The sequence below is a fragment of the Stenotrophomonas sp. STEN021 genome (genome assembly GCF_056760175.1).
This window is the reverse complement of record NZ_JBRREH010000026.1, coordinates 1-22,153: the sequence shown is the minus strand read 5'-3', so window position 1 is coordinate 22,153 and position 22,153 is coordinate 1. Positions and strand designations below refer to the sequence as shown.

Sequence of the window (22,153 nt, the reverse complement as noted above, 5' to 3'; positions counted from 1 at the left end):
CCGCTGCCATCGCCGCGCACGCTGGCTGCGACCGTGCAATCGACGCGGACCGTTCGCCAGCCTGGAGAGAGGCAGTTCCGATGAATCGAAACATCCTGAAAACGGCCCGCAGGCCACTTGCCGCTGCCTTGTTCGTCGCGCTGGTTGCGCCGGGCATGGCCTTCGCCGAGACCGCAAAGGAGAAGGCACTGGAGGCACGCGTCGCCGATCTTGAGCGGCAGGTGCAGCTGCTGCTGTCCACCCAGCAGCAACAGCAGGGCGCCATCGCCCAGACCCAGAGCGAAGTGGTGCAGGTCCGTACTGCGCAGGCGGAGCGCGCTGCCGCACCGGCGGTGCCGGCGGGCAAGCAGCCGATTCAGCTGACCAGCATCACCCCGGGCGCGGCAGCGGGCACCACCTTCAAGGTGGGTGGTTTCATCAAGGCCGATTTCCTTGCCACGCGTACCGGTGATGGCCAGCTGGCTGACGATGCCACCGGCCGCGCGCTGTATCTGCCGGGCCAGACGCCAGTGCATGGCGCCGGTGGTTCGGGCAAGGCCTCGGACGTGGACTACAACGCCCATGCCAAGTTCTCGCGCTTCAACCTCGGCGTGGACCATGTCGCCGAGAACGGCGACAAGGCCGGTGCGATGGTCGAGATGGATTTCTTCGGCAACGCGCTGGGCAATCAGACCGCGACCAACACTTATGGCGTCACCCTGCGCCACGCCTACATGTACTGGAACAAGTGGTTGGCCGGCCAGACCTGGTCCAACTTCATGGACGCGGCCTCAATCCCGGAAGCGGCTGACTTCGTTGGCCCCACCGATGGCGTGATCTTCGTGCGCCAGGCGCAGATCCGTTACACCAACGGCGGCCTCAGTGTTGCCCTGGAAAACCCGGAAACCACCACGCTTACCGGCACCTTCAACCCGGTCACCAACAAGTGGAACGTGCCGGCGGTTGCCAACTCCGACCGTGGTTCGATGCCCGACCTGACCGTGCGCTACGGTTGGAAGGGCGACTGGGGCACCTTCGGCGTGGCCGGTCTGGTGCGCCAGCTCAAGCTCGACAACCAGACCACCGGTGCCGATGCCAGCAAGGTCGGCGGCGGCGTCACCCTCGGTGGCAAGTGGCTGATGGGCGATGCCGATACCCTGCATTACCAGCTGACCGGCGGCGAAGGTATTTCGCGCTACATCGGCCTGGGCATCACTGCCGATGGCGGCTATGACGCGATCCGAGACGAGATCGATCCGACCGGCGTGGTTGCCGGCTATGTCGGCTGGCGCCATGCCTTCACCCCGAAGCTGCGCACCAACCTGATCTACGCCCGCAGCGATTACGACAACAACGCCTCCATCACCGGTGACCTGGTGACCAAGAGCGTGCAGTCGATCCGCGGCAACATCTTCTACACGCCGATGCCCAAGGTCGATGTCGGTGCCGAGTTGATGTATGGCGTGCGCGAGATCGAGAACGGCAAGAAGGGCGATATCAGCCGCGTGCAGTTCACCACCAAGTACAGCTTCTGACCCATCCGGTAGCGGCGGCGCAGTGCTGCCGCTACCGCGTCTGAAAACGTAGTACGCCCCATCTCCCTACCCCCACGGGGAGCACTCATGTGACCGTCAAGGCATCTCCGCATGCCGTGGCGTTCGTATTCCCAACGCCTGGAGAATTCCGATGAATGCTTCCGTCGATCCCCGTGTAGAGCGGATCGCCTCCAACCCGAAATACCAACGGCTGCGCAGCTCGCGCAACAAGCTGGGTTGGTTCCTGACCATCCTGATGCTGCTGGGGTATTACGGCTATATCGGCCTGATCGCCTTCGACAAGGCCTTCCTGGCCACGCCGATCGGCCCCGGCAAGATCACCACGGTCGGCATTCCGATCGCCTTGGGCTTGATGGTGTTCACCATCGTCATCACCGGCTTCTACGTGCGCCGCGCCAACAAGGAATTCGACAAGTTGACCGCAGAGATCGTGGAGGAAGCACAATGACCCACTCCTTCCTGCGAACCGGCGCACTGCTGGGCCTGTTGATTGCCAGTGGTGCGGCCATGGCCGCCGGTGGCGACATCGGCCAGACCGTGCGCCAGCCGACCAACTGGACCGCGATCATCATGTTCGCGACCTTTGTGCTGTTCACGCTTGGCATCACCAAGTGGGCCGCTGGCCGCACCAAGTCGGCGTCCGACTTCTACACCGCCGGCGGCGGCATCACCGGTTTCCAGAACGGCCTGGCCATCGCTGGTGACTACATGTCGGCGGCGTCCTTCCTCGGCATCACCGCCGCGGTGATGACCAATGGTTACGACGGCCTGATCTACGCGCTGGGCTTCCTCGTTGGTTGGCCGATCCTGACCTTCCTGATGGCGGAGCGCCTGCGCAACCTCGGCCGCTTTACCTTCGCCGACGTCGCCGGCTACCGCTTCCAGGCCAAGCCCATCCGCATGTTCGCGGCATCGGGCACGCTGGTGGTGGTGCTGTTCTACCTGATCGCACAGATGGTGGGTGCGGGTGCGTTGATCAAGCTGCTGTTCGGCCTGGACTACTGGATCGCAGTGGCGCTGGTCGGCGTGCTGATGATGGTCTACGTGCTGTTCGGCGGCATGACTGCAACCACCTGGGTGCAGATCATCAAGGCCTGCCTGTTGCTGTCGGGCGTGACCTTCATGGCCGTGATGGTGATGTGGCACTTCAACTTCAGCTTCGAGGCGTTGTTCACCGAGGCGGTGCGGGTCAAGACCCAGATCGCGGCCAATGGCGGCAAGAGTGCGGAGGAAGCGGCCAGCACCGGCCTGGCGATCATGGGGCCTGGTGGCTTCGTCAAGGACCCGATCTCGGCGATCTCGTTCGGCATGGCACTGATGTTCGGTACCGCCGGCCTGCCGCACATCCTGATGCGCTTCTTCACCGTTCCCGATGCCAAGCAGGCGCGCAAGTCGGTGCTGTGGGCAACCACCTGGATCGGCTACTTCTACATCCTGATCTTCATCATCGGTTTCGGTGCGATCGCACTGGTGTTGACCAACCCGGAGTACGCGGACCCGGTCACCGGCACCATCCAGGGCGGCCCGAACATGGCAGCCGTGCTGGTCGGCAAGGCCGTCGGCGGCAACATGTTCATGGGCTTCATCTCGGCCGTGGCCTTCGCCACCATCCTGGCCGTGGTTGCTGGCCTGACACTGTCCGGTGCATCGGCGGTGTCGCATGACCTGTACGCCACCGTGTTCAAGAAAGGCAACCCGGCCCCGGGCTCGGAGCTGCGTGTATCGCGCATCACCACCCTGGCGTTGGGCGTGATCGCAGTGCTGCTGGGTATCGTGTTCGAGAAGCAGAACGTGGCCTTCATGGTGTCGCTGGCCTTCGCCATCGCCGCCTCGGCCAACTTCCCGGTGCTGATCCTGTCGCTGCTGTGGAAGGACTGCACCACCCGCGGTGCGGTGATTGGCGGCTCGTTGGGCCTGGCTTCGTCGCTGATCCTGACCCTGCTGTCGCCGTCGGTATGGGTGGACACGCTGGGCAACGCGGCCGGCAGTGCGCCGTTCCCGTACACCAGCCCGGCGCTGTTCTCGATGACGATTGCCTTCGTCAGCATCTGGCTCTTCTCGATCACCGACAAGAGCAAGAACGCACAGGCCGAACGTGCTGCTTACCCGGCGCAGGAAGTGCGTGCCGAGACCGGCATTGGTGCGAGCAAGGCTTCGTCGCACTAAGCATTGGTAACGTTTGAAACAACGGCCAGCCTTGTGCTGGCCGTTGTCGTTTGAGCGGTTGGTATCGGGGTTTTCCCTGATGCGGGGCGGGAAGGTGGCTTCCTAAGATGCGGGTGAGGGTCCGCATTGTCAGGTCAGCCGTTCCACTTCCAGCCTTCTGCGAGGAACCGTATGCCGCGCCGTATCGCCAGAACCACGTTGTCCACGGGCATCGCCCTGATCATCGCCGGCAGCCTGCCCAGTGCCTATGCCCAATCGGTGGATGCCAAACCTGAGCAAGCCACCGACAAGGTGGTGGATATCGGCAGCGTCAACGTCACCGCATCCGGCTCGCGCATCGACCGGCCGGGCTTCAACGCGCCGACGCCGACGGTGAAGGTGACGCCGGAGGACCTGCAGCTCTCCACCCACACCAATATCGCCGCCGCGCTCAACGACCTGCCGCAGTTCCGCGGCACGGTGTCGCCGCAGACCCATACCACCGGCGTGGACGCGGCACGGGCGCCGGTCGACCTGCGTGGCCTCGGCGTCAGCCGCACCCTGGTGCTGCTGGATGGACGGCGCTTCTCCAGTGACAACGACCTGGCCAGCATTCCTTCGATCCTGATCAGCGGCGTGGACGTGGTGACCGGCGGTGCCTCCGCCGCCTGGGGTTCGGGCGCGGTTGCAGGCGTGGTCAACGTGCAGCTGGACAGCCAGCTGGTCGGCACAAAGATCGATGTGCAGGGCGGCGTGTCCTCACGCTCGGACAACCAGAAGCAATACGTTTCGGCCGCTACCGGTTTCGAGATCGCACAGGGCCGTGGTCACGTCGTGATTGGCGGTGAGGCGCTGAACAACGACGGCATCATCCCCAAGTCATCGCGTCCATGGCTGGGTCGCACCGCGCAGCTGTCCAATGGCGATGGCACGTTCACGATGAAAGACAACGTGGGTTATGGCAATGCCGCCATTGGTGGATTGATCACCACCGGCGTGCTGGCCGGGCAGGCCTTCAATCCGGATGGCAGCTTGCGTGCGTTCCCGGGCTATACCGGCGCGTCGCTTATCCAGGGCGGCGAAAGCCCGAGCAATGACGACATCAGTTCACTGATGACGCCACAGCGCCGTTACAACGTGCTGGGCAGGTTGTCGTGGAATCTCACTGACAACACGAGCCTGACCATGGACGTGCGCCACTCGCGCAGTTGGAACCGCTTCCCGTGGTTCGGCGACCACAACCGTGGCACCGGCCTGAAGATCGGCGTGGACAACGCCTTCCTGCCGACCTCCGTGCGCGATGCAATGGTGGCTGCAGGCGAGACCAGCTTTGGCCTGGGGCGCTTCAACAGCGATTTTGCCTTTCCCGATATCGACTACGACCGCCGCACCACCCAGTTCACCGCGGCGCTGGATGGCGTGGTCGGCGACAACTGGCGCTGGAGCGGCTACTACAGCCACGGCGACAACCAGTCCGATCTGGCCGCGCCCGGCTTCCTGCTGACCAGCAACTACCGCGATGCGGTGGATGCGGTGATCGATCCGGTCAGCGGCAAGCCGGTATGCCGGGTGACCCTGAGCAATCCCAACTCCGGCTGCGTGCCGATCAACCTGATCGGCCATGGCGCGCCATCGGCAGAAGCGGCGGCCTATGTAACCGGCACGCCCAAGCGCATGACCAATACCAAGCTGGATGCGGCTGGGCTGGACCTGCGTGGCGAGCCGTTCTCGTTGCCGGCCGGCGAAGTCTCGGTGGCGATGGGGCTGGAAGCGCGCAAGGAACAGATCGACCAGAAGGTGGGTGCGCAGGACCTGACCAAATCGTTCAGTACCTGGAGCTCCTCGCCGATGGCCGGCAGTTTCCAGGTTCGCGAAGCCTTCGCCGAAGTGGCCGCACCGCTGCTGCGCGACATGCCGGTGCTGCGTGACCTGCAGGTCAATGCGGCGGCGCGCTTCAGCGACTACAACAGCTCCGGTGCGATCTGGTCGTGGAAGTACGGCATGACCAACGAGTTCTTCGATGGCTTCCGTGGCCGCTTCACCCGCTCGCGCGATATCCGCTCGGCCAACCTGTCGGAGATGTACACCACCAGCACCACCGGCTGGTCGACCATCAGCGATCCGCTGACCGGCACCTCGATCAGTGCATTGGTCATCGGCGGCGGCAATCCGCTGCTGGACCCGGAGAAGGCCGACACCTTGACCGCCGGCTTCACCTGGGCGCCAGCCAGCGTGCCGGGACTGATCATGTCGGTGGATTACTTCGACATCGAGATCAAGGACGTCATCACCCAGGTGTCGGCACAGGAAACGGTGCTGCGTTGTATCGCCGGCAACCAGGCCATGTGTGGACGCATCCAGCGCGATGGCAACGGCGAGATCGAGCGTATCAACTCCAACTACGTCAACCTGGCCGAGTACCGCACCAATGGTGTCGACCTGGACCTGCTTTACAACCTGCCGGCGGCAAGGTTGTTCCCTGCGATGTCGGGCAATTTCCATACCCGCGTGCTGGCGACCTGGACCGACAACCTCACCACCTACGACGGCAAGAACACCTTCGAGTACGTGACCTCACAGGGCCTGACCGGCGGCTCCGGTGTGCCACGCTGGCGTGCGAACGCGACCTTCGGCTGGCGCGGTGACCGCTACGGTGCGCAGGCGCGCGCACGCTACATTTCCAGTGGCGTCTACAACAACCAGCTGGTGCTGACCAACGGCAACATCCCGTCCTATGTGTACTGGGATGTGGGTGGCAAGGCGCGCTTCGCGCTGGCGGGCGACAACGAGGTCGAGGTCTACGCCGACATCAGCAACCTGTTCGACAAGAAGTCCCCACTGGGCGCGGTTGGTTCGCCTTACTACGATGTGGTCGGCCGTTACTTCACGCTTGGCGCGCGCATGCGTTTCTAGGGATGATGACTGCCGCTCAGTGATGGGCGGCAGTGTTCCGTTTGCAGAGGACTCCATATGTACCAGCACCACCTCCGTCGCTCCCCATCGCGTCCACGCCTGCGCGCGCTGTTCGTGGCACCGCTGCTGGCATGCATGCTGCTGCCGGCAATGGCCGCCACCAGACCTGCGTCCAGCCAGGACCTGCAGGTCGAGGCACAACGGCTTGCCGCACAACTGCCTGGCCAACTGGGTGCGGCCATCGTCCATCTGGAAAGCGGCCGCAGCGTCTACCTCGATGCGGACCGCGCCTTCCCCATGGCCAGCACGATGAAAGTGCCGGTGGCCGTGCACATCCTCAAGCTGGTGGACGAGGGCAAGCTCACGCTGCAGCAGCAGGTGACGCTGGATGCGGATGATGTCTATCCGGAAATGGGCGGTCCGATGGACCTGCACCTGAGCGCCGGGTCGGCCATCAACGTGCGTGATCTGCTGCATATGATGATCACGGTCAGCGACAACAACGCCACCGACATCCTGATCCGGCTTGGCGGCGGCACCAGCGCAGTGAATGCACGCATGCAGGCGCTGGGTATCAACGGGATGCGGGTAGACCGCTACATCTGGGAACTGCTGGCCAACTACCGCGGCAATGACGCCTCGCAGGCCAAACCAATGGGGCCGGCGGCCTATGCCGAACTGTCGCGCACTGAACGCAGCGAGGAGCAGCGGCGCAGTCACACCACTGCCTGGAATAATGATCCGCGCGACACCAGCAGCGCCCGCGCGATGGCGACCCTGTTGCAGAAGGTCTGGCGTGGCGAGGTGTTGCAGCCAGGTTCGACCAAGTTGCTGCAGGACATCATGCTTGACACCCGCACCGGCAGCGCCCGCCTGCGCGGCATGCTGCCAAAGGACACCCCGGTCGCGCACAAGACCGGCACGGTGGGCGATGTGATCAACGATGTTGGCGTGATCACGCTGCCGGATGGGCGCGGCCATGCCATCCTCACCGTATTCGTGCAATCACGCGCCAGCAGCGAGGACCGCGACGCGGCCATTGCGCAGCTGGCGCGTGCCGCGCATGACTACTTCCTGTTCGTACCTTGAGTGTTGCGCCTGCTCAGCCGATGACGCTGAGCAGGTGCACCAGCTGCGCGCGATGGCCAACGTCGAGCTTGCGGTAGATCGCGCTGATCTGGCTTTCGATGGTCTTGCGCGAGCGCCGCAGGTGATTGGCGATCTCGTCATTGCGCATGCCATCCAGCACGAGCTCGGCGACGCGGGTTTCGGTGGGCGAGAGCCTGGACCACATCGGCCGGGTGACCACGGGGGTTGCCACCGCCACCGATTGCAATGGCGTCAGTCGCAGCAGATACATCGGATGGAGACCGTCTGCCTGCAAGCGACCCTGCAGGCCGATCCGTAGCTGCGCAGCCGGCAGGTCCAGCGCCTCCCGTGGAAGCTCAGCATCGCTGACCTGATTCGCCTGGCGCAGCCAGCTGTGCAATGCCGAAGCCACGCTGTCGGGGAAGCGCAGGCGCTTGCCGGTTTCGTCCAGCCAACCCGCGCACAACTGCTGCGCCGCAGGCGACAGGCTGATCAGGTGCAGCTCATGGTCGAGGATGACGTCGGCCTGGCTTTGTCGGTCGAGCAGGGCCTGGTAGATGCTGCGACGTTCACGCCGCATCGAACGCACGCGTTGCAGGCCAGCGGTCATCAGCTGATGCAGTTCGCCGAGGAACTGCTGGTGGGCGTCGGTGATCTGTTCCTGGCCCGCCTGCATGCGGATGCTCAGCACCGCGTCCAGCCCTTCCCCGCGCCAGAACGCCATGTGGATGAACTCGTTCCAGCCGGGCGCGGGATTCTGCGCGCGCAGCCGTTGCCGCGCCTGTGCATCGGTCGAGGCGATCTGCGACAGCGTGTACCAGTCGATGCGTGGATTGCGCTGCAGATAGGGAGCGGCGACATCGAGGCTGCGCAGCGGGCGTGCGCCACCGGCAGCGCTGGCACCAAGGAAATGCAGGCTGCGCTGTGGTTGATAGCTGCCGTTGATGTCGTACATCAAGGTGCACGAATGGCAGGGCAGGTTCTGGTTGACGATATCCACGCAGGCACGCCACAGCGAATGCAGGTCCAGTGCCTGCAGCAGGCCACGCTTGGCCTGCACGGGGCAGGCGTCGGGGTTTACTGCGATGTCGTGTTCGCGTCCCAGCATGGTGCGGCATGCCCTCGTGGTGGATCGCAGCGCTCATCTGCGGCGCGGTAACCGGCCGAACCTGCATGAACTCTTCTAGCACCCACTGCGCGGGGCAGGCAAGCGCAGGGGTGGCTCCGGATGATGCACGCTGATCAACTACCCGCGTAGAACACCCCTCCCCAGCCCGCCCGGCCCGAAGGCACAGCCTTCGGTCGTTTATCAGGCCGCGCGCCAGTGGCGCGCAAGCAGGCCTTCTTCACCCCCTTCCCTGCGCGAAAGGGAGGGGGCAAAAGCGGCGTGCGCGGGGGCTGACAGGTCACGTGCTTCGCTCCCTCCCTTGCGCAACGCGCAGGGGAGGGCTGGGGAGGGGTAGCTCCACCGCCTTCGCTCCCGACTTTGCGCAGCACATCACGCCAACTCTTCTTCACGTCGGCTCGCAGCTGGGTTTACAGTGGCCGCTGATCTTGGGGAGGCACCATGGATCCACAGACCGATGGTTCAAGTACGCTGCAGCAGCGCCTGGCGCAACTGCGTGATGCCTGGCAGCAGCACAAGCCGGACTACACGCAGCGCCGCGACGACCTGCGCCGCCTGCGTGCGGCATTCAAAGCGCGCATTCCAGAGATGACCGAGGCGATTGCTGCCGACTTCGGCCATCGCTCAAAACACGAATCGGTGATCGCCGACGGCATGACCGTCACTGGCGAGATCGATCACCTGCTCTCGCACCTGCGCGGCTGGATGAAGCCGGAGCGGATCGGCGTGGGTTGGCGCTTCTGGCCCGCGCGGGCGCAGGTGAGGCCGGTGCCGGTGGGTGTGGTTGGGGTGATCTCGCCGTGGAACTATCCGGTCAATCTGGCGCTGGTGCCACTGGCAACGGCAATCGCGGCTGGCAACCACGTGATGCTCAAACCATCGGAGCACACGCCAAACAGTTCGGCCTTCCTGCAGTCCTTGTTGGCCGAGGTGTTCCCCGCCGATCGGGTAGCGGTGCTGCAGGGCGACGCCAGTGTGGCTTCGGCGTTCTCGGGTTTGCCGTTCGACCATCTGGTGTTCACCGGCTCCACCGCGATTGGTCGCAAGGTGATGGCGGCTGCCGCGCAGCATCTGACGCCGTTGACGCTTGAGCTGGGCGGTAAATCACCGGCGCTGGTGGCAGCGGATTATCCAGTGGAAGGTGCAGCAGCACGCTTGGCCACCGGCAAGTGGTTCAACGCCGGCCAGACCTGCATCGCGCCGGATTATGTGTTGATCGACGAAGCACGGATGGATGCACTGGTGGCTGCGCTGCGTGCGCAGGTGCAGCTGCGTTACGGCGACTTCAGTGATGCTGCCGATTACAGCCGCATCATCAACGAAGGTCAGTATCAGCGCCTGCAGGGCTATGTGGATGACGCGCGTGCGCGTGGCCTGCAGGTGTTGCCGCTGGCGGACATCGATGCCGAACGTTCGCGCCGCGAGCGCTTGTTCCCACCGACCTTGATCCTGCAACCGGGCGATGACGCGACGGTGATGCAGGACGAAATCTTCGGGCCGATCCTGCCGATCCGCAGCTATCGTTCACTGGACGAGGCCATCGCCACCATCAATGGCCGCGACCGGCCCTTGGCCCTGTACCCCTTCAGTCATGACAAGGCGACGGTGGAGAAGATCGTCGGCCAGACCATTGCTGGCGGTGTCACCGTCAACGACACCTTGCTGCATTTCGCGATCAACGGTTTGCCGTTTGGTGGTGTTGGCGCCAGCGGCATGGGCGCCTACCACGGCAAGGCCGGCTTCGATGCGATGAGCAAGCGCTTGCCGGTGTTGTGGCAGACCCGCCGGGCCGGCAGTGATCTGCTGCGGCCGCCGTACACACGGGTAGCGCGTTTCATCGAGATGATTTCGCGCTGAGCTGGAAAAGCCGCAACCAGGCAAGGGGGGGCCGGCTGCGGTGACCCCGGCACGAGGGAGAGGGAGCCGGGTGTCGAAAAGCTATTAAAAGCCCCTCTCCCTCCGGGAGAGGGGTTGGGGTGAGGGTACGAGGCGAAGCCTCTCGTGGCCTGATATCGCTAGGCTTCGCACTTACCCTCATCCGGCCTTCGGCCACCTTCTCCCAGTGGGAGAAGGGAGTGGTCAGGCACTGCTTTGGCTATCAGCCGCCCAACTCATCCGCAATTCGCTGCCGCAGCGTCTGCAGATCCTTGGCAAACGCATCAATACCAGTAGCCAACTTCTCAGTCGCCATCGGATCAGCCGCCATATCCGCATCGAACTTCGCTTCATCGATCGCAGCGACGTTTACCGATTCAGCAGCACCGGCCACCAGCTTGCGCGGCAACTCGCCAAAATCCGCGTCCAGCTTCTCAAGCAGATCCGGCGAGATCGTCAAACGATCACAGCCAGCCAGCGCTTCGATCTGTGCGGTCGAACGGAACGAGGCACCCATGACAACGGTGCTGGAACCGCGACGCTTGAACTCGGCGAACACGCCGCGCACGAACACCACGCCCGGGTCTTCATCAATGCTGGCCGGGGTCTGGCCGTTGGCCACGTACCAATCCAGGATGCGGCCGACGAACGGCGAGATCAGGAAGGAGGCGGCTTCCGAGCAGGCCAGCGCCTGGGTCGGGTTGAAGATCAGGGTCAGGTTGCAGTCGATGCCTTCGCCCTGCAGCACGCGCGCGGCTTCCACGCCGGCCCAGGTGGCGGCGATCTTGATCAGCACCTTGCTGCGCGGCACGCCGGCTGCTTCGTACATGGCGATGAACTCGCGCGCCTTGGCAATCGTTGCCTCGGTGTTGTGCGCCTGGTCGGCATCCACTTCGGTGGACACGCGGCCCGGCACCAGCTCGGCCAGCATGGTGCCGACGCCAACGGTCAGGCGATCGACCACGGCATTGGCGATGATCTGCTTGTCGCCGGATTGGGCGCGGCCCCACTGCAGCTCGCGCTCGATCAGGCCGGCATAGACCGGCAGGTCGAGGGCTTTCTTCACCAGCGTCGGGTTGGTGGTGCAGTCGACCGGACGCAGGCGCTTGATGGCGTCGTAATCGCCGGTATCGGCGACGACGACGGACAGTTCGCGCAGCTGCGCGAGCTTGGATGCAGTGCTCATGAGGTGCTCCGGATCAGGCGGTGGTGTCGCCATCATCGGCGGCGGCGATGACAGCGGCGGTGTCCTGGTCGAAGGTCGGCGCGGCGAATGGCTGCGGGCCGGGGGTGCGACCAAACACGATGGGACGGGTGATGCCGCGGTAGCTGCCCAGCAAGGGGTGCTGCAGCGTGGTGATCATCTCTTCGGCCAGCACCTGCGGGTGCTCGAACATGTCCTCGACCTTGCGCGCGGCCGCGCACGGCACTTCTTCGCCGAACAGCGCCTCCCATTCCAGCGCACTGCGTGCGGCCAGTGCTGCATGCAGCTTGGCCAGCAGTTCGTCGGAATGCTCGGCGCGCTTGCGCACGGTGTCGTAGCGCGGATCGCTGCCCATTGCCGGCAGGCCGATCTTGTCGCACAACGCCTGCCAGAAGCGCGGCGTATTGGCCGAGATGTAGAGATGGCCCTGCGCGGTCGGGTGGATGCCGGTGACACCGCCCGAGCGCATGTCGCGGCCCACGCCTTCGGGCTCGCCTTCGGCCCAGATCATCCGTGCCGACTGCATGGTCAGTGCACTGCGCAGCAGCGACACGCCCACGTACTGGCCTTCGCCACTGCGTTCGCGTTCGAACAATGCCGAGGACACACCGGCAGCGACCAGCGCGGCGGCGTAGTAGTCGACCACCGAGCCGTACAGGATTTCCGGCGCGCCGCCGGGCTTGCCCTGCATCGCGCACATGCCGGTCATGGTCTGCAGCACCTGGTCGTAGCCGGCCTTGTCCTTGAGCGGACCGTCCTCGCCGTAACCGGTGACCGCGCAATACACCAGGCGCGGATTGATCTTGTTCAGGCTGTCGAAATCGATGCCCAGGCGGGCCGGCACGCTGGGGCGGAAGTTGTGCACCAGCACGTCGGCCTCGCGCACCAGGCGCATCAGCACCGCGCGCTGGTCGGCTTCCTTCAGGTCCAGCACCACGCCGCGCTTGGAGCGGTTCACGCCGAGGAAGGCGCGGCTCTCGGCCTCCAGCGTGGACGGGTACTTGCGCAGGTTGTCACCAACCGGCGGTTCCACCTTGATCACTTCCGCGCCCTGGTCGGCCAGCAGGGTGCAGCCGTACGGTCCGGCGATATAGGCGCTCAGGTCCAGCACGCGCACGCCGCTGAGCGGGCCACGGGCACCATCGCGCTGGGCGATGTCGAACGGAGAGGGGTTGTTGCTTGCTGACATTGGCTGCACTCGAATCCTTGATTGCAGTTTCCTCCGGGTGGATGGGAAGAAACATATCGTGCGGGTATTTTCAGCGAGGACAAAAAGCAGGTATCGCGGTGTCATCGCCTTCAAAACCACCGCTGCCTGCACAGTTTCTGGTGACAGGCAGCGATGACAGGCTTATTGCGGGGCCAGTGACAGCCAGCTCAGGCGCCAGACGTCGTGCTCGCGGCCACCACAGCGGTAATAGGGCTCGAAAACCAGCGGCGCGCGGCATTCCAGCTGCATCGTCACCGTCGCGCCTTCACCCTCATCCTGGCCAACCTGCAGCCAGCGCGAAGGATCACCTTCCGGCAGCTTCACGGTTTCATCGGTCTTGAAGCCATCGATCAGCGTGGTTGCATAGACCAGCGGGCCGTAACTCAAGCCGACGTACTCCCAGCGCAGCACTTCCTGCGCCACCGGCGAGCCGTCGGGTGCACGCGATTCCTGCACATTGATGTTGGCGGCGCGGTGCAGCTGCGGCTGCATCGGCAGCTGCACGCTGACCAGATCGCCGGCCTGCCACTGGCGTTGCAGCTGCACGTAACCATCCGCGCCAACCTGTACTGGTACGTTGACGCCATTGACCTGGATGCGGGCGTCCTCGGCCCAGGTTGGGATGCGCAGGCCGATGCTGAAGCTGGCACTGTGCTCGGGCGTCACCCGCAGGCTGATCTCGCCGTTGAACGGATAGCGGGTCTGCTGCTGCAGCACCACCTTGCCGGCCTCCGCGTGATGGAGCGTGGCTTCGCCGGCACCGTACAGGTTTACCCGCAGCCCGCCATCGGCAGCGACGCCATAGGCGACCTGCGGCAGCTCTTCCACCGCCATCGCGCCGGAGGACTTGCAGCAGCGCCAGTAGGTCGTATGCACGCGCTTGCCGTTGGGGAAGGTGTAGTAACACCAGTCCTCGCCGTTCGGCGCCATCGCCGCAAGCAGGTCGTTGTAGGCAGTGCGTTCCAGCTCGTCGGCGTAGCGGGCGTGGCCGCTGATGGCCAGCAGCTCGCGGTTGAGCTGCATCCACGCCAGCACCGAACAGGTTTCCACATAGGCCTGCGGGAAGAACGTGCGCGGTGCGTTGAACACCTCGCGCGAGCGATGCGCCACGCCGCCCCACGGGCCGCCGCCCAGGGTCAGGTGCTGCTCGCGGATGTTGTTCCACAGATTGTCGATGGCCAGTTTGTAATCGGCCTTGCCGGTGGCCTTGTACAGCTTGGCCAGACCAACAAGATTCCACGACAGCTGGTAGGCCTTGCCGGTGGCGATGAAGGCGGCGTCTTCGTTGGCGATGCCCTTGTCGAGCAGGGCCAGGCGCGGGTTGGCATTGGCCTGCTGCAGGATCTTTTCGGCCAATGCCAGATAGCGCGGCTCACCGGTGACCAGGTACAGGTCGGCGGCCGGGTCCAGCAGCACCGTCGCCGACATGCCGTGGTGGTTGCCCAGCGTGGTGATGTCGATACCTGATTCCAGCGCCTGCCAGCACAGGTCGGCGATGCGCCGTGCGGCCTGCAGGTAGCTGTCATCGCCCAGCGCACGCCAGGTTTCGAGGAAGCCGAGGATCAGGTAGCTGTGGGTCCAGATGTCCCAGGTGCGCAGTGCCGGCTCACCGTTCCAGCTCTCGGGCTTGGGCGGCTGCGGCACGGTGAAGCGGCGGTCGGCGGCATAGTTGCCGAGATAGCTGTCATCATCCTGCTGGCTGATCAGCCAATCGGCGACGCGGCGCAGGTTGGCTTCCAGCTCGGGTTGGCTGCCCTGCGCGACTGCGCGCGCGGTGGCCGACAGCCACTTGCCGGCGTGTTCGCCGTACCAGTCGCCTTCCTGGTTCTGCTGCTTGTGTGCCTGGCCGAAGATGCTGATCGACGGGCTGGCTTCATCGACGATGAAGTGGCTCAGGCGGCCGCTGCGGTTGGCCGCGAGCATCTGCCCGAACATACCGTCGAGCTTCACCGCCGCCGGTGCGATCAGCTGCTGGCCGCTGGTGATGGCCGCAGTCATGCCGCGTCCACCACGCAACGGAAGCCGAGCATGCCGCTGCGGTCCTTGGCCGGGGCCATCAGCAGGTACTTGCCGTGCTGGTCCAGGCGGTAGGCCTGCGGGAAATACCAATGCGAGGTCTGCGGTTGGTAGCTGGAGCCACCGCGCAGGATCGCCGCACGGGTGTGCTCGTCAACGAACTCATCGGTCCACTGCCACACGTTGCCGACCAGATCCTCGACGCCGAACGGGCTGGCGCCCTGCGGATGCGCATCGACATCGGCCGGGGCCAGCAGGCGGCGGCCACGGTTGACCTGCGGCACACGACTCTGGTCCCAGTCATTGCCCCACGGATAGGTGCGGCCATCGTTGCCCTGCGCGGCGTACTGCCACTCCCATTCGTGCGGCAGACGCTTGCCGGCCCACGCAGCGTAGGCGCGCGCGTCTTCCAGCGACACCCAGATCACCGGCTTGTTGTCCCAGCCGGCGCGCGGTGCGCCATCGACCCAATGGGCGAGGAAGTTGATGTCATCGGCCGGGTGATATGCGGTGGCGTCGATGAAAGCCTTGAACTGCGCATTGGTGACCGGATGGCGATCAATATGGAACGCCTGCATCTGCATCAGCTTGCGGTGATGGCGACGCGGGCAGTCTTCCCACGGGAACTGCACGTCCTGGCCGGCCCAGTTGAAGCCTTCGATCTCGACACCGCCAACGGCGAACACGAATTCGCCAGCCGGGATGGTGACCATGCCCTGCGGCGCGGCAGCCTGCGCGGTGGTGGCGGGAATCTCGCGCAACTGCTGCGGAATCGCCTTCCATGCGCCGGAGAAACTGTTGAGCGGTTGTTCGGCGCGCTTGGCGGCTTCGATCAGGAACGCGTCGAGGCCTTCGACCACATTGCCCGGCTGCACGCTCAGCACCGCAGCAAAGCCGCGCGCCTCCATCGGCAACTCGATGATGGCCACGCCATCACGCACGGCCGGTGACAGCTCAACGCCGTGCCAGACATCGTAGTAACGGGTGCCGTCCACATGCGGCAGGCCGATCTGCTCACCGTTGACCGCGTACTCGTTGCGGTTGATGAAGGTGTGCAGGCACTGGCCGGCGACCGGGAACTTGCTGGCGAAGATGCCGCCCTGGTAGCAGACCTGATAGGGCTCCCAGTCCATGGCCACGATCAGCGCCGGAAACTGGCGGTAGATGGCGGCGATGCGACGCAGGGTTTCACCATCACGCGCGGTGAACTGGTTCCAGATGCCCCAGATGTTTTCCCAGGCGTTGTAGCCGATGCCGTTGAAGAAGCAGTACTGCAGGTCGTGGTTGCGGTTGCGGCCCCAGCGATTCTCGTAATTGACCATGTGGCGCGGCTCCAGCCACTTCCACTTGGACACCGGCGGCACCGGGCCATCGGGTGCCTTCTTGCCCCAGCTCTGCACATTCCAGATCAGCTGCTCTTCCGAGCTGATGGTGGACTCGGGCTGCACCACCACCGGGTTGCCGTTGGCGTCGCAGGCATCGAAGAACGCGCGCGGCACGCCGTTGAAGGTGTCGCCGTTGATGCCGTCGGCACCGGTGGCCTTGATGATCTCGGCCAGGCCATCCCAATGGGTGACGCCCGGGTCACGGGTGCCGTGGTCCCACGGCTTGGCGGGCAGGAACACGCGTACGCCGCGCTTCTGGAATGCCTTCACCGCAGCGGTCAAACCTTCAAGGCCGCCCGGCAGCGTGTGCGCCAGATCGAACTGGTTGCGGTCGTCGATGCCGATGTTCGGGTAGATGTACCAGATCAGTACCGAGTCCAGGCCGCCGAAGCGTTCGATCAGATCGTCCAGGTACTTGTCGACGGTGTACTGCGCGGTTTCCACGTCGAAGAAATAGCGGTCCTCGACCATCATCTGCGCGTGCACGAAGTTGCGCTGCGCCCATTGCAGTTCCGGGCGGCGGTAGTTCACGTCGGTATAGCCGATGCGCACCAGGTGTTCCTGGCGCCAGTCCTTCAGCTCGGTCAGCCAATCAGCGGCGCTGGCATTGGCATCGATCATCCAGCTGCCGATGTCGGCGAACGGCCACGCCGGTGCCTTGCCCGGGGTAGGCAGGTAACGGCCGGTGGTGACGTGCGAGAACTTGTACTCGGTGTGGATCGCCTCACGCCCGTGATCGGGGGAATCGGTGTCGTAATCGGGGGCGGGGTAGGGGGAGGTCATGGCAGTCATCCAACAAAAGCGGGGGAGGCGTAACGGTTACAGCGCGCACCATGCCGCAAGCGCGGCATGGGCGTCGGTGCCGGGCAGGCGGCTGGCGTCGGCCAGCAGCGCCTGTACTTCGGCATGTTCGGGAATACTGGATTGTGCACCCAGACGCGTACAGGCCAGTGCTGAAGCAGCGCTGGCGGCGAGCAGGGCCTGCTGCAGCGGCGCATTGCGGGCGAGCAGGGCAATCAAGGTGCCGCAGAAGGTGTCGCCGGCGGCGGTGGTATCTACCGGCGAGATCGAGAACGCTGGTTGCAACAGGATCTCGCCGTCGATGCGGGCCAGGCAGCCGCGCGCGCCGAGGGTGACGATCACGCAGGGCACGTCGATTCGTGCCAGCCCGCTGGCGAGGTCCGGTGGGTTGCCGGCAACCACATCGAGCTCGCCTTCGTTGACGATCAACATATCCAGCTGTGCGAGTAGTTCGGCCGGCAATACCTGCGCAGGCGCGGCATTCAAGGCAACTTTCACCCCGGCGGCGCGTGCGGCGCTTGCGTAGGCCTGCACCGAGGCCAGCGGCGACTCCAGCTGCAGCAACAGCCATTGCACGCCGTTCAGCGACGGCAGGTGTTCGGGCAGCAGCACCATGTTGGCGCCGGGGGCGACTGTGATCGCGTTCTCGGCATCATCGGACAGGCAGATGAAGGCGGTGCCGGTCGGCAGCTGCGCGTCACGCACGGTGTGCAGCTGCACGCCGGCATCGTTCAACGAGGCTTCGATCGGTTTGGCGAAATCATCCGCACCCAGGGCAAGCAGCATCTGCGTGGCAGCGCCACCGGCACGCGCGCAGGCCACGGCCTGGTTTGCACCCTTGCCACCGGGGAAGGTACGGAATTCGCGGCCGAGCACGGTTTCACCCGGTGCCGGCACATGCGCCGCGCGCACCACGAAATCGAGATTGGCCGAGCCGGCGACAAGAACGGTGGAACTCATGGAATGGCCTGGTAAACGAGGTTGTAGAAACGGGTGGACGGTGAAGCAAGTGCCTTGTCACCGCTGGGCAGGTATTGCATCAGCAGGATGGCGACCAGCTTCTCCTTGCGGTCGATGGTGAAGTACGTCGATGCGGCGCCCGACCAGCCGAACTGGCCAACGCTGCCCAGCTTGCCGCGATACGCCGGGTTGGTGATGACATAGCCGCCCAGCCCAAAACCTTCGCCCGCGCCATAGCTGCTGATGGCCGGCTCGAAGCCACCAAGCTGGTCGCTCATCATCAGATCGACAGTCTTGCGCGAGAGCAGCTGCTGCTTCCCGCTGCGGCCATCATCGAGCAGCATGTGGGCGAACTTCAGGTAGTCGGCAGCGGTGGAATACAGGCCGCCGGCACCGCTGTCGTAGCCCTTCAGACGCACGCCCGGATTGCGCGCGCTGAGCGTGTCGGCCACGCGCAGGCTGCCATCGTCGTTGCTGGTTGGCAGCTCGACCACGCGACCACGCTGCGCCTGCGGCACTTCAAAACCGGTGTCGTGCATCGCCAGCGGGCTGAAGATGCGTTGTTGCAGGAACTGCGCGAACGGTTGCCCGCTGACCACCTCGACCACCCGCGCCAGCAGCTCGGTATTGCTGCCTTCGTAATGGAAGTGGGTGCCGGGCGCATCGGCCAGCGGCAGCGTGGACAGGCGGCGTGCAACGTCCTGCAGTGAGGTCGCGCTGTCGACATCGGCCGCGGTCAACAGCTTGGTCGCCACCCGGTGCGTGTCCGACGCCGCCGCGAAGCCGCTGGTATGGGTGAGCAGATGGCGCAGGGTGATCGCACGCGGTGCATCTTCGGTCTGCGGATGTTGCAGGTCGCCACCGGTCACCACGGTGCGGTCGGCGAACTCGGGCAGGTAGCGCGACAGCGGGTCATCCAACGATAGCTTGCCTTCCTCCAGCAGAATCAGCACGGCGACCGAGGTCACCGGCTTGGTCATCGAGTAGATGCGGAAGATGCTGTCGGCCTGCAGCGGCCGCTTGCCGGCACTGTCGGCGTGGCCGTAATGCTGCTGGAACACGATGCGGCCATCGTGCTCGACCAGCGCCACCGCGCCCGGGAACTGGCCCGCTGCGGTGCTGGCCTGCAGGAAACCATCCAGCCGCTGCCAGCGGTCTCCAGCGTGCAGCAGCGGTGCGGCCAGGCACAACAGGAGTGCGGCGCCATGGCGTAGCCAGCAGCGGCTGCGCGGTGTTGCGATGGATTGATGCATGGCGTGCACTCCTGCGCTCATCAGCGGAACGTATACGAATAGCTCAGCGACACCACGCGACCGCGACCGGCCCAGTAGTTCTGCCAGCCATCGCCCTGCGAGCCGCTGAGGATGTAGTACTTGTTGAACAGGTTGTCCACGCCCAGCGAGAACGTACCGAAGCGCCCCGAATCATAGTTCACGCCAAGATCCCACAACGTGTAGCCGTTGATCTTTTCGTCGTAGTCGTACTCTTCGCCGTCGTATTCGCGCACTGCCGAGCCGGTGAGGTGGCGGTCGCGCAACATGCTGGCACCCAGCGTGGCGTCGAGGTTGGGCAATGCCTTCCACACCAGCGCGACGTTGATCTTGTCCGGCGTCGCATCGAAGATGCCCAGCGGCTTCTTCATCGGGCCTGCGTCGTAGCGGCCCTGCGGGTCCGGGCCCCAGAACGAGGTGTAGCCGCGCAGGTGCGTGTACAGGCCAGTGATCTTGAAGGTGTCGGTGAAGCGGAATTCGCCAGTGAGCTCGATGCCTTTGATGTCGGTGGGCGCGCGGGTCATGATGAAGTCGCTGGTCAGCGGGTCCACTTCCAGCGATGCACCGAAGTCGGAGGTGGAGTGGTACCAGCTGCCGCTCAACGCACCGCGGGAACCGCGCCAGTTGAAGCCGATGTCGATGTTGTCGACGATGATCGCCTGCAGGTCGAGGATGCCGGCCACGGTCTGCCCCGGATAATTCACATTGCGCAGTGGGATGCCGATGTCAGGCAGGGTGAAGCCCTTGCTGTAGGCACTGAACAGGGAGAACTCATCGGTGACACGCCAGATCGCGCCGATGTTGGGCAGGTTGGCGGTGTAGTCCAGGGTGCCGCCTTCGACGAAGGAATTGTTGCGGTAGGCGACGGTGGTATAGCTGTCGATGTCGAGCTCACCATTCTCGCGACGGAAGCCGCCGCTGACCGTGACCGGGCCGATATCCCAGGACAGCTGCGCATACGGGGCGACGCTCTTGTAATCCATCGGCGGCACCCACACGCGGTCGGTCATCACCAGCCGCTGCTCGGCCACGTCCTGCACGAAGTCCACGCCGGTATGCAGCTCCAATCCGTCCACGCCAAAAATGCTCGGGCGCGTCCACGAGGTACGCAGGCCCTTCTTGCGCGACTGGATCTCGGACTGGTCGAAGATGCGGTCGGCATCATCGGCCGGTGCCGGCTTCACCAGCTGGCGGTCGGCACCGTTCTCCGGCAGGAAGCGCATGCCCTGCTTGGCCTGGTAGCCGACCAGGTCGAGCGTGCCGCCGTAGAAATCGCTGTGGGTGTACTGCAGGCTGTACTGGATGAACTTGTTGAGCGCATCGCGCTGGCCGTCGATGTGGCCCTTGATCGAGGTATTCGGTACCGGCGTATCGCAGGGCGGCCAATCGTTCGGGCCCTTGCAGCCGACCAACTGGATGTAGTCGCCGTTGCCGCCGATGTTGAATTTGCTGTACGTGGCCTGCAGACGCTGTTCGCCGTCCTCGCCGAAGTTGTAGCCGCCCTTCATGTACAGGTTGCGCGACTGCGAATCGGCCAGCGAACCGCTGGAATTCATGCCGATGCTGCGGTTCTTGGCGTCATAGGCCATGCCGCGCTCGAGCTGCGAGACGCTGGCCAGGAAGTCGTAGTTGTCCTGCTTGATCGCGTGGCTCAGGCCCAGTTTCCAGCCGACGCTGTCGTCGTTGAACTGGGTCTGGTAACGCGCATTGATGGTGGTCTCGCTGCCGATCTGTTCCGGCACCTTGGAGATGTAGTTGATCACGCCACCGGTAGCGCCGATGCCTTCGGCGGCGGATGGGCCGTTGATCACTTCGATGCGGCCGATCACGCCCATGTCGGTGAAGGTACCGTTGCGGGTGCCTTCGCGTAGCGGCGAACCTTGCGGGATGCTGTCGAACAGACGCAGCGGGATGCGCCCACGCAGCGACTCACCGGAGTTGGTCATTGCCTGCGAGGATTCGGCGTAGCCGGGAATGGTACGTGCCAGTACCGCGGTGTTGTCCTCGGTGATGATCAGCGACTGCTTGATCTCTTCCGGGGTGATGATGGTTATGGCGCCGGGGATCTTGTCCACCGCCTTGGGCGCACGCACGCCGGTGACGATGACCCGGTCAAGCTCGGTGGCTTTTTTATCCTGCGCGCGCTTGTCAGCGCTGCGGCTGTCGTCTTCGTTTGCTGCCTGCATCTGCTGGGCCTGCACGCTGCTGCTGATCGCAGCGGCCAGGACCAGAACCCCCAACGCTACCGGTACCTTCTTCATGGTGTTTATCTCGTTATTGTTTTAGATAAGACGTGCATGAACTGCTGCCGCTGCGCGCGGCATTCCGATACTTCTGTTGGCTGCTGCATCCCTCCCGACGCAACTCCCCGACAAAGCCAGCCTAGGCGTGGACAGGGGTGCATTGAAGGCGGGGGGGCTAGCTTCAGACGTGAGGTTTTGTTGCTTGAAACAAGCTGTGGTTTTTTCTTGCGGTGCAACAAGAAAGGTTTTCTTGTTGCTGCTGGTCATCAGCTTTTGTGGGAGCGGCGTAAGCCGCGAAGCAGGCCACCGTTCCGGCGATGAAATATCTGCAATTGCAGGATGCGCGGGAGCGGATGCTTCTCCAGCTTCGCGGCTTACGC

At 64.5% G+C, this 22,153-nt stretch carries 14 protein-coding genes; 6 read left to right on the top strand and 8 right to left on the bottom strand.

Features of this window, described 5'->3' with window-relative positions; all coding sequences use genetic code 11:
* Positions 1-80: 80 nt before the first annotated feature.
* From ACVOL0_RS07750 to bla, 5 genes are all read left to right on the top strand, one after another.
* On the top strand, positions 81-1,514 hold the full coding sequence (locus tag ACVOL0_RS07750; protein WP_481548585.1) for a DcaP family trimeric outer membrane transporter: 1,434 nt from the start codon (positions 81-83) through the stop codon (positions 1,512-1,514).
* A gap of 151 nt (positions 1,515-1,665) precedes the next feature.
* Positions 1,666-1,983 carry a DUF485 domain-containing protein gene (locus ACVOL0_RS07745; RefSeq protein ID WP_313172749.1) on the top strand — a complete coding sequence of 106 codons (318 nt, stop codon included), beginning with the start codon at positions 1,666-1,668 and terminating at the stop codon, positions 1,981-1,983.
* Positions 1,980-3,701, top strand: coding sequence for a cation acetate symporter (locus ACVOL0_RS07740; protein ID WP_481548584.1), 1,722 nt, complete (start codon positions 1,980-1,982; stop codon positions 3,699-3,701). The genes ACVOL0_RS07745 and ACVOL0_RS07740 overlap by 4 nt, the downstream gene beginning before the upstream one ends.
* A gap of 171 nt (positions 3,702-3,872) precedes the next feature.
* Positions 3,873-6,593 (top strand): TonB-dependent receptor domain-containing protein, encoded by a 2,721-nt coding sequence (locus tag ACVOL0_RS07735; protein WP_481548583.1) that lies wholly within the window; start codon positions 3,873-3,875, stop codon positions 6,591-6,593.
* 57 nt (positions 6,594-6,650) lie between these two features.
* Positions 6,651-7,682 carry a class A beta-lactamase gene (bla, locus tag ACVOL0_RS07730; protein ID WP_481548582.1) on the top strand — a complete coding sequence of 344 codons (1,032 nt, stop codon included), beginning with the start codon at positions 6,651-6,653 and terminating at the stop codon, positions 7,680-7,682.
* Between the two features lie 13 nt (positions 7,683-7,695).
* Here the strand turns inward: bla and ACVOL0_RS07725 are convergent, their stop codons facing one another.
* On the bottom strand, positions 7,696-8,790 hold the full coding sequence (locus ACVOL0_RS07725) for a helix-turn-helix transcriptional regulator (RefSeq protein WP_481548581.1): 1,095 nt from the start codon (positions 8,788-8,790) through the stop codon (positions 7,696-7,698).
* Positions 8,791-9,249: 459 nt separating this feature from the next.
* Here ACVOL0_RS07725 and ACVOL0_RS07720 point away from each other — a divergent pair, with 459 nt between their 5' ends.
* Positions 9,250-10,665 (top strand): coniferyl aldehyde dehydrogenase, encoded by a 1,416-nt coding sequence (locus ACVOL0_RS07720; protein WP_481548580.1) that lies wholly within the window; start codon positions 9,250-9,252, stop codon positions 10,663-10,665.
* A 241-nt stretch (positions 10,666-10,906) separates the two neighbouring features.
* Here ACVOL0_RS07720 and ACVOL0_RS07715 read toward each other — a convergent pair whose 3' ends face one another.
* From ACVOL0_RS07715 to ACVOL0_RS07685, 7 genes are all read right to left on the bottom strand, one after another.
* On the bottom strand, positions 10,907-11,869 hold the full coding sequence (locus ACVOL0_RS07715; RefSeq protein ID WP_481548579.1) for a transaldolase: 963 nt from the start codon (positions 11,867-11,869) through the stop codon (positions 10,907-10,909).
* Positions 11,870-11,882: 13 nt separating this feature from the next.
* The gene (locus tag ACVOL0_RS07710; RefSeq protein WP_481548578.1) at positions 11,883-13,076 is read right to left on the bottom strand and encodes a CaiB/BaiF CoA transferase family protein; all 1,194 of its coding nucleotides are present in this window, start codon (positions 13,074-13,076) and stop codon (positions 11,883-11,885) included.
* 162 nt (positions 13,077-13,238) lie between these two features.
* Positions 13,239-15,095, bottom strand: coding sequence for a glycoside hydrolase family 127 protein (locus tag ACVOL0_RS07705; protein ID WP_481548577.1), 1,857 nt, complete (start codon positions 15,093-15,095; stop codon positions 13,239-13,241).
* A complete protein-coding gene (locus tag ACVOL0_RS07700) occupies positions 15,092-17,281 on the bottom strand; it encodes a formylglycine-generating enzyme family protein (RefSeq protein WP_481548576.1) in 2,190 nt (729 codons plus the stop codon). Before ACVOL0_RS07700 ends, ACVOL0_RS07705 begins: the two co-directional genes overlap by 4 nt.
* Positions 17,282-17,317: 36 nt before the next feature.
* Complete coding sequence (locus ACVOL0_RS07695) at positions 17,318-18,259, bottom strand: ribokinase (protein ID WP_481548575.1); 942 nt, start codon at positions 18,257-18,259, stop codon at positions 17,318-17,320.
* On the bottom strand, positions 18,256-19,512 hold the full coding sequence (locus tag ACVOL0_RS07690; protein ID WP_481548574.1) for a serine hydrolase domain-containing protein: 1,257 nt from the start codon (positions 19,510-19,512) through the stop codon (positions 18,256-18,258). The genes ACVOL0_RS07695 and ACVOL0_RS07690 overlap by 4 nt, the downstream gene beginning before the upstream one ends.
* A gap of 20 nt (positions 19,513-19,532) precedes the next feature.
* Positions 19,533-21,791 carry a TonB-dependent receptor gene (locus ACVOL0_RS07685; protein ID WP_481548573.1) on the bottom strand — a complete coding sequence of 753 codons (2,259 nt, stop codon included), beginning with the start codon at positions 21,789-21,791 and terminating at the stop codon, positions 19,533-19,535.
* Positions 21,792-22,153: the final 362 nt, after the last annotated feature.